The 13573-nt window shown below is 58.3% G+C and carries 20 protein-coding genes; 9 read left to right on the top strand and 11 right to left on the bottom strand.

Going from position 1 to position 13573, the window contains the following annotated elements:
- The first annotated feature begins 515 nt into the window (after positions 1 to 515).
- On the top strand, positions 516 to 1349 hold the full coding sequence (locus AC1RLZ_RS30975; protein WP_493191786.1) for a Crp/Fnr family transcriptional regulator: 834 nt from the start codon (positions 516 to 518) through the stop codon (positions 1347 to 1349).
- Positions 1350 to 1689: 340 nt separating this feature from the next.
- On the opposite strand, the gene AC1RLZ_RS30970 is transcribed toward AC1RLZ_RS30975, so the two are convergent.
- A complete protein-coding gene (locus tag AC1RLZ_RS30970; protein ID WP_493191785.1) occupies positions 1690 to 2142 on the bottom strand; it encodes a phasin family protein in 453 nt (150 codons plus the stop codon).
- Between the two features lie 107 nt (positions 2143 to 2249).
- Here AC1RLZ_RS30970 and AC1RLZ_RS30965 point away from each other — a divergent pair, with 107 nt between their 5' ends.
- Positions 2250 to 2378, top strand: a complete 129-nt coding sequence (locus AC1RLZ_RS30965; protein ID WP_493191784.1) for a hypothetical protein — start codon at positions 2250 to 2252, stop codon at positions 2376 to 2378.
- A 338-nt stretch (positions 2379 to 2716) separates the two neighbouring features.
- On the opposite strand, the gene AC1RLZ_RS30960 is transcribed toward AC1RLZ_RS30965, so the two are convergent.
- From AC1RLZ_RS30960 to AC1RLZ_RS30950, 3 genes are all read right to left on the bottom strand, one after another.
- Positions 2717 to 3001 carry a hypothetical protein gene (locus AC1RLZ_RS30960; protein ID WP_493191783.1) on the bottom strand — a complete coding sequence of 95 codons (285 nt, stop codon included), beginning with the start codon at positions 2999 to 3001 and terminating at the stop codon, positions 2717 to 2719.
- A gap of 154 nt (positions 3002 to 3155) precedes the next feature.
- Positions 3156 to 3389: a hypothetical protein gene (locus AC1RLZ_RS30955; RefSeq protein ID WP_493191782.1), complete on the bottom strand. Its 234-nt coding sequence runs from the start codon at positions 3387 to 3389 to the stop codon at positions 3156 to 3158.
- Between the two features lie 410 nt (positions 3390 to 3799).
- On the bottom strand, positions 3800 to 4078 hold the full coding sequence (locus AC1RLZ_RS30950; RefSeq protein WP_493191781.1) for a hypothetical protein: 279 nt from the start codon (positions 4076 to 4078) through the stop codon (positions 3800 to 3802).
- 259 nt (positions 4079 to 4337) lie between these two features.
- Here AC1RLZ_RS30950 and AC1RLZ_RS30945 point away from each other — a divergent pair, with 259 nt between their 5' ends.
- Entirely contained in the window at positions 4338 to 4652 is a 315-nt protein-coding gene (locus AC1RLZ_RS30945) for a hypothetical protein (protein ID WP_493191780.1), read from the top strand.
- Between the two features lie 252 nt (positions 4653 to 4904).
- On the opposite strand, the gene AC1RLZ_RS30940 is transcribed toward AC1RLZ_RS30945, so the two are convergent.
- Entirely contained in the window at positions 4905 to 5225 is a 321-nt protein-coding gene (locus AC1RLZ_RS30940) for a hypothetical protein (RefSeq protein ID WP_493191779.1), read from the bottom strand.
- Between the two features lie 391 nt (positions 5226 to 5616).
- On the opposite strand from AC1RLZ_RS30940, the gene AC1RLZ_RS30935 reads away from it, so the two are divergent.
- Positions 5617 to 5847, top strand: a complete 231-nt coding sequence (locus tag AC1RLZ_RS30935) for a hypothetical protein (protein WP_493191778.1) — start codon at positions 5617 to 5619, stop codon at positions 5845 to 5847.
- A gap of 126 nt (positions 5848 to 5973) precedes the next feature.
- Entirely contained in the window at positions 5974 to 6531 is a 558-nt protein-coding gene (locus AC1RLZ_RS30930; protein ID WP_493191777.1) for a TetR-like C-terminal domain-containing protein, read from the top strand.
- A gap of 438 nt (positions 6532 to 6969) precedes the next feature.
- Here the strand turns inward: AC1RLZ_RS30930 and AC1RLZ_RS30925 are convergent, their stop codons facing one another.
- Complete coding sequence (locus tag AC1RLZ_RS30925; RefSeq protein WP_493191776.1) at positions 6970 to 7713, bottom strand: class I SAM-dependent methyltransferase; 744 nt, start codon at positions 7711 to 7713, stop codon at positions 6970 to 6972.
- Positions 7714 to 8084: 371 nt separating this feature from the next.
- Positions 8085 to 8285 (bottom strand): hypothetical protein, encoded by a 201-nt coding sequence (locus AC1RLZ_RS30920; protein ID WP_493191775.1) that lies wholly within the window; start codon positions 8283 to 8285, stop codon positions 8085 to 8087.
- Positions 8286 to 8353: 68 nt separating this feature from the next.
- Here AC1RLZ_RS30920 and AC1RLZ_RS30915 point away from each other — a divergent pair, with 68 nt between their 5' ends.
- A complete protein-coding gene (locus tag AC1RLZ_RS30915; RefSeq protein WP_493191774.1) occupies positions 8354 to 8575 on the top strand; it encodes a hypothetical protein in 222 nt (73 codons plus the stop codon).
- Between the two features lie 114 nt (positions 8576 to 8689).
- On the opposite strand, the gene ku is transcribed toward AC1RLZ_RS30915, so the two are convergent.
- Positions 8690 to 9628, bottom strand: a complete 939-nt coding sequence (ku, locus tag AC1RLZ_RS30910) for a non-homologous end joining protein Ku (protein ID WP_493191773.1) — start codon at positions 9626 to 9628, stop codon at positions 8690 to 8692.
- A gap of 125 nt (positions 9629 to 9753) precedes the next feature.
- Here ku and AC1RLZ_RS30905 point away from each other — a divergent pair, with 125 nt between their 5' ends.
- From AC1RLZ_RS30905 to AC1RLZ_RS30895, 3 genes are all read left to right on the top strand, one after another.
- Positions 9754 to 9951, top strand: a complete 198-nt coding sequence (locus AC1RLZ_RS30905; protein ID WP_493191772.1) for a hypothetical protein — start codon at positions 9754 to 9756, stop codon at positions 9949 to 9951.
- Positions 9952 to 10001: 50 nt separating this feature from the next.
- Positions 10002 to 10232, top strand: a complete 231-nt coding sequence (locus tag AC1RLZ_RS30900) for a DUF6894 family protein (protein ID WP_493191771.1) — start codon at positions 10002 to 10004, stop codon at positions 10230 to 10232.
- 712 nt (positions 10233 to 10944) lie between these two features.
- Positions 10945 to 11730, top strand: coding sequence for a helix-turn-helix transcriptional regulator (locus AC1RLZ_RS30895; RefSeq protein WP_493191770.1), 786 nt, complete (start codon positions 10945 to 10947; stop codon positions 11728 to 11730).
- A gap of 255 nt (positions 11731 to 11985) precedes the next feature.
- Here AC1RLZ_RS30895 and AC1RLZ_RS30890 read toward each other — a convergent pair whose 3' ends face one another.
- Genes AC1RLZ_RS30890 through AC1RLZ_RS30880 form a run of 3 tightly spaced genes read right to left on the bottom strand, consistent with a single transcriptional unit; the run spans position 11986 to position 13328 of the window.
- Positions 11986 to 12402: a hypothetical protein gene (locus AC1RLZ_RS30890; RefSeq protein ID WP_493191769.1), complete on the bottom strand. Its 417-nt coding sequence runs from the start codon at positions 12400 to 12402 to the stop codon at positions 11986 to 11988.
- A 27-nt stretch (positions 12403 to 12429) separates the two neighbouring features.
- Positions 12430 to 12879 carry a hypothetical protein gene (locus AC1RLZ_RS30885; RefSeq protein WP_493191768.1) on the bottom strand — a complete coding sequence of 150 codons (450 nt, stop codon included), beginning with the start codon at positions 12877 to 12879 and terminating at the stop codon, positions 12430 to 12432.
- A gap of 44 nt (positions 12880 to 12923) precedes the next feature.
- Positions 12924 to 13328 carry a hypothetical protein gene (locus AC1RLZ_RS30880; protein ID WP_493191767.1) on the bottom strand — a complete coding sequence of 135 codons (405 nt, stop codon included), beginning with the start codon at positions 13326 to 13328 and terminating at the stop codon, positions 12924 to 12926.
- Positions 13329 to 13573 lie beyond the last annotated feature (245 nt).

Genomic DNA, 13573 nt, shown 5'->3' with positions numbered 1-13573 from the left:
CTACATGACACTGGAAACCATCGCTCCGATCAGCGATAATCCCATCGTCGGGTTGCCCGCAGTGGCAAACTGACCAGTCCGGCCTAGGTCGGCAATCGTGGTGGCCATCAAGAAGCTACACCACGCGTTGGGACACGATCTTCCCAGGCGCGAATTGCGCTCAAGCCCGCGCGCGGTTAGCCTCAGTCGTAACCGATTGTGACGCCTAATCCTGAGCACCGGCCGTACCCGAGTTCGCGTAGGCTTAAAGGCCTAAAGGCCTGACATTCCGCGGCAATGGCCGGTTGGTAGTTCGGACTAGGACGAGCCGCCTGCAAGTTTTGGGGCGCCAGCCTGTCAATCGTTGCAGTGATTTCTCCAATCCGGAAAACGTAAGGGCGACCGACTCTGCGAGGTCGTTGGTGTGGCATCCAGCGGTCTGTCGCCACAGCTAGCTGTTGGAACCTTAACCGACGCGGTGAGTTCAATTTTGCACTTTAGGGTACCGATGTGTCCGTCGAGGGAAGGAGCTTCCCATGATGGAAGCTACTAAGGTAGGCAATCGACTGCTAGCTGCATTGCCCACGACAGATTTTGATTTGCTGGCTCCTCACATCCGGAAGGTAACGCTTGAACGCGACACGGTGCTGATTAGGTCGGGTGAGCAGATTGAACAGATCTATTTTCCCCTGGGCGGGATGATCGCATTCTTAATGGATATGCCGAACGGACAAACGGTCGCAACAGCCGTTATCGGGAACGAGGGAGCCGTGGGCCTTTTGTCCGCGCTGGGATCTTTCCGCTCTCCGATGACGGCGGTTGTGCGCGTTGCCGGCACCTCTCTGCAAATTTCTCCAAGTCGATTTCGGGACGCCCTTCGCCGCAGTGGCGGTATCACAGCCGCAGTCGCAATCTACACCAAGGTGCTCTTAACGCAATTTCAGCATGTTGCAGCTTGCAATGCGCTGCACTCGGTCGAAGCCCGCTTGGCTCGGTGGTTGCTCCACATCCATGATCGGGTCGGCGAAGAATTCCTGCCACTAACGCAAGAGGCACTTTCGGAGCTGCTCGGCGTTCGTCGAACGACCGTGACGCATGTCGTGCACAAGCTCCGCACATCGGGCGCTATCCGAACTAACCAGCGGGGCTTGATTGAGATTGACAGACCTCGGCTGGAAGCTGCAGCGTGCGAGTGCTACGAGGTCATGCGCCGTAGAATCGATCGTATTGTTTCGCCTAAGGGAATGAAACCTCACATTCGCCCCGCGCCGGTGCACCCAATTCCTCTCGCGCGAGAGCTTTCGGCTAAGGGTGGGGAAGCGCGAGAGCGGACCCACGGGACCATAAGCCCGCGGCCAAGAGACCATTGATCCAATTCCGTGATGCATTTCCCGTCACTGATCAACGGCCAGGTACGTCATCGCCCCATCTAGCTCTGCTCGTGCACCCAGGCTTCCTTGGCGAACCATTCATGATTGGCTTGACAGATTGAGCAGTAGGTGCGCGCGAAGAACACCGCACTGCACCGAAACCTATCCGGATCCGCTTTTAGACCTGTTGGAATCGCGCGTCCTGTCTGTGGGCATTTGATCATCACGAGGCCCATCTTGATCCTCCCTGTTCGCTTTGAGTATCGTAGACAGTTCGCCATCGGCCGAGCTGCACCTCTGTGAGGCGCTTGTTCAGGCCGATGCCCGAGGCATTTAAGATTCAGGATATTTTCTGCAGGACCCGGGGGAAGCGCTTCTTGATAGGGTCCCCCGCCTCAGTTGCAACTTGCTGAGCGAGCTCCCAAAGGTCCCTGTTCTGCGCGGACGCGGCTGCGAAGATCTTGCAGGTCCGCGCGGTTGATTTCTGTACGATTTCCGACAGGGACTTCGTGCCCATGAGGGTGGCAAGAAATTCAAAGGCGGCGCCGGTGTTGGCGCCCGAGATCTCAATGAACTTGATCCCGTAGTCCGCAGCACCCCTCGCGTTAGTTGAATAGGTCTCATGGAGGATGTCGGCTATCTCCCCCGTGACAGCTTTCAGCATCTCGCAGTTGCCGATCGCCCGCACGGCGCCCTGCTCAGCGAGCCCACGGAATATTTCCGGTATAGTGGAAAGCGACAGGTCATAACCAAGCTTTTCATTAACTTCGACTTTCGCATTGTTATCATTCACAGGTTTTCATCCCTTCCAGCGAAATCGGATCTGCATCGGACACCCGAGCAACCTCCATCATGGCCCAGAGCTGTCGCGGGTACCGCCTCGCCCTTGCTGGACTAGATATGGCTGACCAACGTCGAATCTTCCGTTCGCTTTCTGACTCTCAAATCGACTTTTTTGTAATCGGCACGTCTTGTGCGCTGTCGATTGCGGAATATGCTTGGAACGGTTGTGGTGCGCTGCATGAATGACTTGCAGTTGAGCTGCGCATCTAATTGGCCGGGCACGCGAGGTCGATCGGTCTGTCGGATATTACATTGGAGAAGCTGCGCGAGGTCGTTTCAGTGGCGCTGTGTCGAACTGACCGTTCTTTTCACCACGGCAGGGACGTATCCATCGTCGACGATTGTCCTATCCAGGCGCCGCGAGGCATTTGCTTCGTAATCCGTGTTCGCAAACGCCATCGCTCGCGGCCACGCGTCAATCATCTTGCACTCCCCATGGAGAGTCTAAGCCGCGGGTGTCAGGGGCAGTGAGGCGAGGCAGTGGGGGAGGAGGCGCGTAAATGTCAACGGTCGAGCCGCGATGTCTATTGATCGTAGGCGTTCAGCCACAACTGGATTGCGCGCGCGGCCCGCATCCACTCGCCGGAGCTTTGGGGGACGCTTCGGCCGTGCTGATACCCGGCAAGTTCGCGGATCGCAGCCAAAGCGGCCCGTTCGGCCTCAGCCATTGGAGCAGACGTATTCGGCGTTGGTTGCTCGGTAGCTAGGCTGTTCAGCAGAATGCGCGCTTCCTGGTCGGTGCTGATCGCGACGACCTTCAGGATTGATCTGCAGTAACGGGCTTTGATGAGGCTTTGATCGTCGCTCATTCGAGCGCGCTCGGAGACTTGGGCATTTGGCGACGTAGGAAGGTCAAACGGTTGGTCTTGTTCAAGATGCAGCCTTGGTCGATGAGACCATAAAACAGGCGAATCCCGGCTTAGTTCCCGCTGGAGAAGTGGGAATCTGACGTCCTGGACGGGATCAGTCCGGGGCTCTCAATTCATATCGGTGCCGAAGTTTCTCCAGCGTTGCTTGCACAGCGCGGTGAAGCGCCTCCGGGTCGCCTTCAGAGAAGGCAAACATGGTCCAGTTCGTATCGGCCCGCAGGTCGGAGTACTCGACGTCGACGGCATTCACGGACTCGCATCCGGCGTGAGCCCGTATTTCAACGAGAGCTTCGCGCTCAAGCTCTTCCTTCGACAGTGTCACTTTCATCAATTCACTCCCGCGGTCTCTCCCAAAGAACAGCCGCCGTTAGGGATCGTTCCGCTTGGAGTTTTGACATGACTGATCGGATCGCTGCCGCACTCAAGGCGGTGATCAAGCGCCCGATTATGGTCCGCGGTGCGCTCGGCGACTCCGAGAGGAGATTTCAGAATCAGGGCGGGTCGAGACCCGTCGATCAATGATGCCGCGCTGCTTATGGCTATACGGAGACGACCGTCTGGTTCATTCCGACGGCGCGAGAGATCGCCCAAGCTGAGATTGTCGCTGACTGGCTGCTTTGCCTCGGCAACAACAATGGTGGCGTGCGCCGGCTCGTCTCATGGGCCCACGACGAGCCGATCTGGCGGGTGGCTGAACGAGAGCATCGCGATGTCGGGACGATGCACAGCATTGACCGGTCAGTGGCTGCGATCCTGAAGCAGTTCGGCGGAAGGGATGCTGAGATCCAGGAGATCGAGGAAAAGGCGGAGAGGGCGCATCCGCCGAACTTCATGACGCAGCGATCGGTGATCGCCGATCAGCCAGCCCGGCACGGTCTGGATCGACGGCATCGGCTTCACGGAGCACGGCCGGCAACTGAGCAACAAGCAGAACAGGATCAGCGACAGGACGATGGCGCACAGCGATCCAGCGCTTTCAGCGACGTCCTCTGTGCCGATCGAGGTGGAGGACGTCATGTGGGTGCCAGACCGCGGGATTGCTACGACGATCGCTCAGGCGGTGCTGGCAACGATCGCTTGGCATCGGGCTGCTGGCGGTTGGCATGATGTGTCGGAGATGTCCGCGGCAGGCGATCTTCGTTTCTAGATCATCATGACTGAGGCGAGGGCCATTGTGATCTGAATCTCGACGGAACCTTAGCGTCCTCGGTCCGGTTGTTGTGCGGGCTCGCCTCCACGAAAAGGGACCGCGAGCCGCTATCCAAAGGAGAGGCAGATGAAAATGACTCACCAAGTTGTCATCGTGTGTGCCACCGTGCTTGGACTGGGCAGTGCTGCGGCGCAAGCGGGGCCGTGCAACACCGAGAAGACGACAGAACTGCGCGACGCAGGCTCGGGTCCGACTCCCGGAAACACCGGCATGACGGTCGGTACGAATCCCAACCCTAGTCAGCACCCGCCGACGAGCGCCATGAACCAGCAGGCCGGTAACGCTCCTGTTTCGTCTGAAGATGCGCAGAAGCAAATGCAAGGGAGGCCGACTGCGGCGCAGCAGGCCGAGGGGGCGAAGGCTTCCGGTAACGACTGCTGATTTTGAACTTGGCATCAGCACGCGGGACATTCATCGCTAAGGCCGTCGAGCACACTCTCGACAGTGGTGATCCGCTCTTTCGTATTCTTTCCTGAGAATTTGCGGTGTTCCGCCAAGCAAGCGCGTAGTCCACTGCATGGTGGCTGTGTAGCAGGCGCATGTAACCGTGTTCTGGGGAGGGTGCTATGGCTTGGGCTTCCATCAGTAAGTCGGCGGCCCGCATTTCGAGGGCGCTCTCAGTCTTAGGCATGGTCAGGCTTTCTTGCTTCGTTTCGATTTTGAAGGAGGCTGCTGCGGCGCCGATCGAAAGATCACGTCGCCAACGACGTGCCGCTCTGATGTCTCGGTGCAGTCCGCAGTGAAAACAAGCGGATCGTGCCAATTCCTCCCCCTTGGATCAGCTGTCGTCGCTATAGTGCGAGCATCGTCCTCGGTCTCGGCAGGGACAATCGCGATCTGTCTGCTCTTCTCGAACAGGTTCATGGCAGGTGTCAGCCGCCATAAACGATTGGTTTCTGGCACCTGAACGGGCTCAGCCGCGATCTCGGGCACGGGATCGTCGTCGTCGGACATGTCGGTAGAACGGGGACGATGACGTCATGTTCCAACCGGAGGACTTGCGGAGGGCATCCACAACCTAAAGCAAGGCTCAATGGCCGAGCATCCCTCATCATGCATTACGAACCGGGCGGCACGCGGGACATAAGCTACTCGGTAAAATGACAGGAGGCTCGGCGGCTCGAGTTGGGGGACAGGGTAGACCGCCGAGCCCGGCCGACGGTGCAAAGGGGGCCCAGCTGCCGGCCGCCAGAAAAATACAAAACATTCGGATTCGTTCCTGAGCCCGCAGGCAAATGAAACGGCCCGACGCTCAACCGAATCCATGAGCGCCCGGCTAGACTGAGGTGGGAGGTTCAGACCACCCTCAGCGCGACCATCTTGCATCACATTTGAAGGAAAAACTATGACCCGCTTTCTCGCGGCAGCTTTGCTGTGCGCTCTCTTCGTCGCGCCCGCGTCTGCCCAGAACTTCCTCGAGGGCGTCGTCTCGATCAACTTCACCGTGACCAAGGAGGAATCCCGCATCGCCAGCCAGTACCGGGTCGGAGACGGCTACCCGTCTGGTGTCGTGCCTGGGCGGCTTTTCTTTCGGCCATCGGCGCGTCTTGGAACCTTCGTCGCCGGCGCAGGTTGATAGCTGATATCCTGACAATCAGTGGAATAATGCACGGTGCTTCTACATGGGCGCCGGCAAGGAAGGCGTATCGTGTTTTGACCAATTCGCCGTGCAGCTGCGTTTTCCCTGGCTGATGTGGAGCAAGTGCTCCGTCCTCTTGCAAGCCGCTGGGATAAACATATTGCGTCTGATCTCATCTCAGAGATGGAACCTTACCTAGGCAAGGTCGACAGTCTGCCGGAATTGCGCACTGCACTTACGATCAAAGGCTACCTCGGGCTCCAAAGCCGAATAGAAATGTCGGTGAGCCAATTGTCTGGGACTGCGGCGTTGCGTGCGATGGCACACGCGATGCGAGGATTTGCTCTGTCTAATCCAGGCTTGGCTGCTGCGTCATTTCGCAGCTTAGATGTGACCTCTCCAGAGTGGGAAATTTCTGGTCAGGCTCTCGCCGGCACAGTCCTCGCGGTTTTTGCTTCATGCGGGATCCATGATGATGAGGCAATTACCGGTGTGCTCATAGTGCGAAGCTTAGTGCGAGGCTTCGTCGTAAATGAAATGTCGTCACCGAACCATTCCCTAGATTTTCAGCGCAGCTTCTCAGTAGCCGTTGAGATGTTCATAGCCGGACTGGGCGAGTTGCGGCTCGATACAGCTCCAGCAACGCAACAACCCCGTTCTCTCGAAAAGGAAGCTAGTTAGTGATAGGGACGTCGCTTCTAGTGGAAGTCTCCGAGCCCGCCTGTTGTCGGAGTGTGGGCTGGTTGCAGTCAACGTGATGATCTCTGATTAAATCAAGCGCCCGATGCTTCCACATTTCCGCCTCAGCCAGAAACTTCCAGCTTTCCCCAGGAAAGAACGAGGCGCGTTGTCGGCACATGCTCTCCATGGCCCGCGCGCGTAGAAGCTCTTTCATCGCTTCCTCCCTACACACCTGATCTTATTCTGCACCGATCAAATCGGACGTAAAGAGGGGCGGAAAAATAATGTGCGCGAAATACCTTTCAGTTACGCCCCGTGAGCTGCAACGAACAGCAAGACAACAAAGTGGTGGACTTAACCGCCATTGCAATCGGACGGGAGGGAGAGTCTGATTAAGAAATTATGGGCTGGAGCCGCGAATCCAGGTGGGCCTTCGGTCTAGGCCTTTCGCGACACAACAAGAAAATTCTCCGCGAGAAATCCCGGGACCTTGAGGCTCCGGCATACCTTTTCGAATGGTTCGATCAGCACCTCACAGAGGCGCGGAAAGAAACGGCCCGGTCGGGGGAGATAGCCGTAATATGTGCTCTCAACTACCTCAAATCCCTCATCAGACAGCACTCTTGAAAACTGATCCAAAGTCAGGGTGTTTCGAGGCTTTCCCGGATATGCCCGGTTCAGGATACGACTGAGCACCCCGATCGGCGACGTTGCATTCAGTTGGATATTGCACACCAACACGCCGTCCTTGCGGAGGTGCCGATAGATCGCCCGCAAGGCGTCGCGCCTAAGTGCGTCCTCTGCATTCAGGAAAAACCGAAACGCGGTGGCGACGTCGAATATCTGTTGGCCAGGGGCGTTCGTAATATCGATGCATAGCAGTGTCACGTTGTCGGGGACTGACGCTGCCAAGAGCATGGCTTCCGACACATCGACTCCGACCACCGAGCCGAAGAACAAGGCTGCGACCTTGGCAATGCGTCCGGTTCCGCAGGCGAAATCGAGGCTTGTTCGCTCCGGCCCTCCAAGCGCGCGCAGAATGTTTTCGAGCAAGGGCCGTTCGATTGTCCGCCACAACGCCGCGCAATAGCCCACTTCGAAAGTGTTGACATAGTCGGCAACGATATCCGCCGCCTGGTGGCTCGCGCGATAGCTCTCGCTGTCCGCGTCTATGTTGGGCATGAGGAGGCGTCTCCAGAGCTGAACGACCGAAGGTGCTAACCACTATGCGTAGGCGACGTCTTCATGTGTTCGAATGATAGTCTCTCGGGCAGGTATCTCGGGCGGGGCGGTAAAAGCTTGTCGAGCGTTTCAACAGGCCACTACCCGCCGCCCCGAGGCAATCGATCGGCGACGAATTGTCTAAAATGGTGCTGTGTTCACTTGATGACGCGAAGTTGACCATAGCCCCGGCGCAATCGCTCTTGCGCCGCGACTACATCATCGCGGTCCAGTGGGTCATATGCGGATCACGTCGCGGCCGGGCTCGATCTAATCGCGCAGAAAAGTCTGAGCGTCTTCCACGGCCTTATTGATGATCTCAATGTCGCGCATCACCGATATCTCGCCAACCGGTTGCGCCACTTCGGCTCCTTATCGACCGAGTGATAGACTGGCGTTCCTTTCGGGAAGAGCGCTTGCAGCATGCCGAGGCGCGCGAACTCGATGGGGCCGCCGTGGTCTGCCGCCTGGATCAAGACGTGCATGGCGGATTGCCATGGCGCGCTATCGTGCTGCGCTTTCGGGAGTTTCATGATGTAAGCGCCTGCATCGCGAAGTGTGACGATTTGGCCGCCGTCCGGCAATACAATCGGCGAAGGGAATGGCGTTGACCACGGCATCAGCCCAACCTCAGCGGCAACTGAACTTCCAGTCTGACATGGCGGTGGACGAAATCCTCAAGCCACGGCGGGACATCGTCATTTGCCAGGTCGCAGCGGCGTTTGATTTCCATGGCAACGTCGGCGGTGACGTCTCGCGACCAGTTTTCACTGCTGTTGAAGGCGACAACGCAGAGCGGGTCAGAGTATTGGGCGGTCAGTAGTGCTGGCGACGTCGGCTTCTCGCCACACGCAACCGTGTTCACCGCAGTCCACCACCAGATAGACGGTCTCGTCATAACCGTGCGGCACAATGGAAGGCGTCCATCTGTGAGACATCACCCGGCCTTCCTTTTTGTGCTCGTGGTTTTAGCGCGCGCTGGTGTCGCCTTGGCGTCCTCCTTCGCTGCCGCGCGTTTCCCACTGATCGGCAGCAACATCTCCGTCTGGCCAGCAGCACGCTTCGCTCGCTTCTTTGCCTTCTCCGTTGGCGCGGCAGAGCCGCCCCTGAGGCTCTGTTGCAGGGCGGTCATCAGATCCACCACATTTGTGCCGGGACGCGGCTTGCCGTGCGGCTTGATGGTCGCGCCGGTGCGCTTCCGGTTGATCAGTTCGACAAGAGCTGATTCATAGCGGTCGTCGAACTTGCTCGGATCAAATTCGGCCGTCTTCTGCTGCACGATGTGCTGCGCGAGGTCGAGCATATCCTTCGTCACCTTCACGTCCTGGATGTCGTGGAAATATTCGTCCTCACCGCGCACCTCGTAGGGATAACGGAGCAGGGTGCCCATCAGGCCGTTCTTCAGCGGCTCAAGCGCGATGATGTGCTCGCGGCTGGTCAACACGAGGCGGCCGATCGCGACCATGTCCATGCTGCGGATGGTCTCGCGGATGACGGCGTAGGCGTCGTGACCGACCTTGCCATCCGGAACGAGATAATAGGGCCGGATGGCATAGCGCTGGTCGATGTCGGACTTCGGGACGAACTCGTCGATCTCGATGGTGCGGGTGGACTCGAGCGCGATGTTTTCGAGTTCGTCTTTGGACACCTCGATGTAGGTGTCCTTGTCGACGGCGTAGCCTTTCATGATGTCTTCGCTGGCGACCTCTTCGCCGGTGTCCGCGTCAACCTTCAAATACCGGATGCGATGGCCGGTATTGCGGTTGATCTGGTTGAAGCTGATTTTCTCGGAATCCGAGGTGGCGGGATACAGCGCGACCGGGCAGGTGACGAGGGAAAGGCGCAGGAACCCTTTCCAATTGGCGCGCGGGGCCATGACGAGAACTCCAACTCGGTGCGCTACTGAACAGCGACTCAAAGCGAGCCCGACTGATTCGTTCCGGAACCTACTGGTTTGAGTCGAGTTTTCGCCTTTAGCGGTGCGATATTAGGGAGACCGAGATGGCAACGAACAAGCCGACGGGTGACAATGCGCGCAAGGGCGCAGTGAAAAAACGCAGCCAGACCAAGACGACGATGGGCGGCGCATCGACCTGGACGAAGCGGGATAAGACGTCCGGTGAGTTCATGGCCATCAAGAAGGCAAAGAAGTCAGCACCGAAGAAAGCTGCTGCCGCGAAGAAAAAGACTGCCAGGTAAACGACGGTCCCCAAGAAGTTCAAGGGCGTGCGGCGGGAAAAGGAATCCCAGTGACCGCACGGTATTTCTTCAATGTGATAGATGGCGCCGAGCTTCCAGATGGTAGCGGCACTGATTTTGCGACGGACAAGGCGGCGATCGCACACGCGCGGGAGATCGCCTCGAATATCGCGGAGATAGCGCCAGCTCACAACGGCCCGCAACGCTTCGTTTCGGTCGTCCGCGAGGACGGATATGAGGTGGCCAGGGTGCCGGTCTATAAGGACAAAAGTTCGCCCTGATGATTGAACCGCTAACTTCGCCGCCGGTCCTCGGTCGCGCGCCTGACGCGCAGCTCCGCTTTCAGTGGGCGAGCGCCAGCTAATGAAATGCCAAGGTCGTTGGCTTTCCTTTAACCGATTTAGCAGGCCGGCCGAGCGCTGCGCGGCACGTAGGACGGATGCTCCGCTGTTGGCCAGCTCTTTCAGTCTGGAGACATCCTCGGTGTCCCACGGTTTCGCCAGCAGGCGCCTCACCACCATTATGTCTCCGGCGGTCGCAGTTCGCCGTTCAACCAGCCCGCGGCTTGGATCGCAGGATCTGGCTCAACAGCGGCATGGATGAAGCTACACTTCGGGCACTCGTAGGTATGCGTAACGAGGCCGTTGTCAGGACGAGAGCATCTGATCCAGTAAGAGGTGGCTCCGCAATTGGGACAGGGCGTTCGAATGCGTCGCATGGCCGATACTCGTACTAAAGCCGTCACGCAGCGAGGTTCAGAGCTTCGTTAAAACTCTCAAGATATCGGTTGAGTTCCCGGCAACCCGCCGTCCGCAGGCGTTGCGCCGACTTCGGTGCTCGTCACAGGGGGTAGCCACAATGGGGTACGAGTGTCAGGAGCCTTCTAGCCGACGGTTACCGCAGAAGGGAGCCAAGCATCGCTCTTCCTATTTCTTCTGTGTCAGTCGGAGCACTAGATTGCGAGGCTTCGGGGAATGGTCGGATTACCCCAATTTGAACATTTACTCGGCTCATCGAAGTTGGAATGCTTTCCCTCCGGTCAATCCTTGTCATTCGATTGAAGTAGTGGGCGAAGGTAATGACGACATGTCGAATTTGAACCAGAGTGCAGCATTGCCTGCCGCAACTGTATCGCTTCATCCCTGCAGGGATTCCATCTTCAACATTTCCAATCGTGCTCCCGCTATCTGGCCAGACGCTGATCCGGGCAAGAAGCCCGTCCTTGACGAACGACGTGACGTTCTACACGCCGTTTTGGCGCGTATTGGCTGCGGGCAAGTTCTGCTCAAGCGTGGCTGTGTGCTTGACGTGAGTGCAATCGGACGTGCGATATTGGAACGCGAATGCAACCTCACCACCAGCCCTGAAACACTCTACAGCGCCGTCAAGCAGCTGGTGAACCGCGCGGGAGCTCAAATTCCCGTTGGCTCGACATCATGGCTCGCGACTTCCTTTAAGGAGGGCGTCACCAGCCTTGTAAGCCAGATGGTCAATGTTTGGACGGATGAGACCAGCACCATCATTCTGCTCGATCTCGACGCTCATCCAGAGCCGACGCCCGAGGCGCTGCAGCGCTTGTTCGGCTTCACAGCTGCGGAGACTCAGCTTGCAGTTGAATTGGCGCGCGGCCATAATTTGCTTGATATTGCTCGCGCCCGACGGTTGAGCCGGACGACAATCCGCTCGCATCTGGCCTCCCTGTTCGTCAAGACACAGACACGGCGGCAGGCGGAGCTGGTTGCATTACTCGGGCGTGTGGCTGTCCTCCCGTCTCATTGACGGAAATCTTAAAAGAAGATGCGAAGTATGCCGCCTGAGTGGGCGGCCTCTAGGGCGCGGTATACGGAGCTGGCGTGAACAAGCACTCATTTTGGGATAGCTTGGTCCTGAGGCGACAATCCCAATATTTCTCCACCATGATGCCCGCTATCAAAATAGCGAAAGACACGAGACAAAAGAATGCTAGCCGACTGTCTACTTGCATCCCGCCATTTTTAGCGGATGGCGAGATTGCACATACCGCGGTCATGTCGCTTATGTCCCCGGCCTACGCCCGGTGATGTGCGTTATATGCGCCATCGTCTGATCGTGGAATCGTGGGTTGAATGTTTCGCCGCACGGGCAGTCGATCGCGCCGCGCCGGATTTGCTGGGTATAGCCGACATCCCAAAGCGAGTATTTATTGGCGGTCCACTGTTTCTCTCGGCGGCAGGCTTCGAACTCCGCCTCGGTGCGCCTCGGCAGCAACAGCTTCCATGCGGCATCGAAGCCGGCGCGGGCTGTGTCAAACGCCCGTGCTTCGCCTCTGAAGCATTCGTCGCGATGGAGCGGGTAGAAGCCGCAAGACCATTTCCAGATACCCGACCTCTCCGGGTTCGGATCCCAGTCTTGCTGAGCGATGGTGCCAACGCACGTCGCCGTACCAGATTTCCCATGTCTCCAGACGATCATCGGCGCGTCGTCGTGTAAGCTCCGGCATTACGGCCCCTCCGGCTCGTGCCGTTGCCCCGGAGCCAACTGCAGCAGCGTCGCGAGGGGACGCTTGCCGCCTTTCGCGCATCGCTTGCAGCGTAGGCGGGTCGCGAGGTTGTGAATGCATGTCGTGTCAACGAGCGGTAGCTCCGCCAGGCTGACGTCGCGCCTGGCCCGGCACCGTGAACATTCAATCGCGAGCCACGGAAAGCCGCCATTCAGCGCCTGGTCCACGGTCGGTGATGGGTCGATCGGCTCGCCGTCCGCCCATATGCGTTCGTTCCAGCTTTCGCAGGACAGCTTGTCCGCTTCCCGGATCAGCGCCTCACCCTTGGCGCGCAACTCGTCCGACTGGCGCGCCAGCATCAGCGTTACGCCACGCGCCTTCGTCAGCTCTTTATTGAGAGCCTTGCGGTCGCCGCCAGACAGGGGCGTGGGATGGTATTTCGGAGCCATATGGGCGTCCAAGCGTGACGGTCAAAAATGAAAAATCAAAAACGTTAGGTTGTCTCAAATGACGGCCAGCAGCCGTCCTCTTCGAGGCGTCCTGTGCGTTCCCGGCAGCCGTTGTCGAGCAACTTCATGCCGACATCTTTCCAGATCGCATGTGCCCCGTAGAGACGCACTGCATCAACCGTGTGAATTTCCACGATCCGGTCACAGCGCCGGCAGGCCACTCGCAGGACGTGCCGAGGAATTTCCGAGAGGCGTCGCTGCTGGATGGGAACGCCGGTACGGATCTGACCCCGGGGATCCCGAATGACGGAATCCCAATACGCCTCCGGTAGGTCGTCGGCCGGGCCGGGTGTCGGGGTCCCAGGCTCAGGCGGGCGGCTCGGCTTCGAGGCCAGCTTTTCCATCTGTCGCTCGGTGAACATGCGAAAACTTGCGGGTCGGTCGCTCATACCTGACTAGAACATAAAGAGAACAAAAATCGAGTCCGCGGAGGTTGAATCTCGGTGGGACGAGCAATGGATATCCATTGGCGTGGTTCGGGAAAGGCCTTCGCCTTCCCGGCGAGCCAAGATCGTGTCCCAACGCGTGGTGTAGCTTCTTGATGGCCACCACGATTGCCGACCTAGGCCGGGCTGGTCAGTTTGCCACTGCGGGCAACCCGACGATGGGATTATCGCTGATCGGAGCGATGGTT

It is taken from the genome of Tardiphaga sp. GW822-FHT04G09, assembly GCF_058800725.1.
The sequence above is the reverse complement of the archived record's forward strand: the minus strand, read 5'-3'. Positions and strand labels throughout refer to the sequence as shown.

What these genes read in the sequence shown, in the direction of transcription:
- AC1RLZ_RS30975 (WP_493191786.1), top strand. Translation starts at nt 516, where the DNA reads ATGATGGAAGCTACTAAGGTAGGCAATCGACTGCTAGCTGCATTGCCC.
- AC1RLZ_RS30965 (WP_493191784.1), top strand. Translation starts at nt 2,250, where the DNA reads ATGGCTGACCAACGTCGAATCTTCCGTTCGCTTTCTGACTCTCAAATC.
- AC1RLZ_RS30960 (WP_493191783.1), bottom strand. Translation starts at nt 3,001, where the DNA reads ATGAGCGACGATCAAAGCCTCATCAAAGCCCGTTACTGCAGATCAATC.
- AC1RLZ_RS30955 (WP_493191782.1), bottom strand. Translation starts at nt 3,389, where the DNA reads ATGAAAGTGACACTGTCGAAGGAAGAGCTTGAGCGCGAAGCTCTCGTT.
- AC1RLZ_RS30950 (WP_493191781.1), bottom strand. Translation starts at nt 4,078, where the DNA reads ATGACGTCCTCCACCTCGATCGGCACAGAGGACGTCGCTGAAAGCGCT.
- AC1RLZ_RS30945 (WP_493191780.1), top strand. Translation starts at nt 4,338, where the DNA reads ATGAAAATGACTCACCAAGTTGTCATCGTGTGTGCCACCGTGCTTGGA.
- AC1RLZ_RS30940 (WP_493191779.1), bottom strand. Translation starts at nt 5,225, where the DNA reads ATGTCCGACGACGACGATCCCGTGCCCGAGATCGCGGCTGAGCCCGTT.
- AC1RLZ_RS30935 (WP_493191778.1), top strand. Translation starts at nt 5,617, where the DNA reads ATGACCCGCTTTCTCGCGGCAGCTTTGCTGTGCGCTCTCTTCGTCGCG.
- AC1RLZ_RS30925 (WP_493191776.1), bottom strand. Translation starts at nt 7,713, where the DNA reads ATGCCCAACATAGACGCGGACAGCGAGAGCTATCGCGCGAGCCACCAG.
- AC1RLZ_RS30920 (WP_493191775.1), bottom strand. Translation starts at nt 8,285, where the DNA reads ATGAAACTCCCGAAAGCGCAGCACGATAGCGCGCCATGGCAATCCGCC.
- AC1RLZ_RS30915 (WP_493191774.1), top strand. Translation starts at nt 8,354, where the DNA reads ATGGCGTTGACCACGGCATCAGCCCAACCTCAGCGGCAACTGAACTTC.
- ku (WP_493191773.1), bottom strand. Translation starts at nt 9,628, where the DNA reads ATGGCCCCGCGCGCCAATTGGAAAGGGTTCCTGCGCCTTTCCCTCGTC.
- AC1RLZ_RS30905 (WP_493191772.1), top strand. Translation starts at nt 9,754, where the DNA reads ATGGCAACGAACAAGCCGACGGGTGACAATGCGCGCAAGGGCGCAGTG.
- AC1RLZ_RS30890 (WP_493191769.1), bottom strand. Translation starts at nt 12,402, where the DNA reads ATGATCGTCTGGAGACATGGGAAATCTGGTACGGCGACGTGCGTTGGC.
- AC1RLZ_RS30885 (WP_493191768.1), bottom strand. Translation starts at nt 12,879, where the DNA reads ATGGCTCCGAAATACCATCCCACGCCCCTGTCTGGCGGCGACCGCAAG.
- AC1RLZ_RS30880 (WP_493191767.1), bottom strand. Translation starts at nt 13,328, where the DNA reads ATGAGCGACCGACCCGCAAGTTTTCGCATGTTCACCGAGCGACAGATG.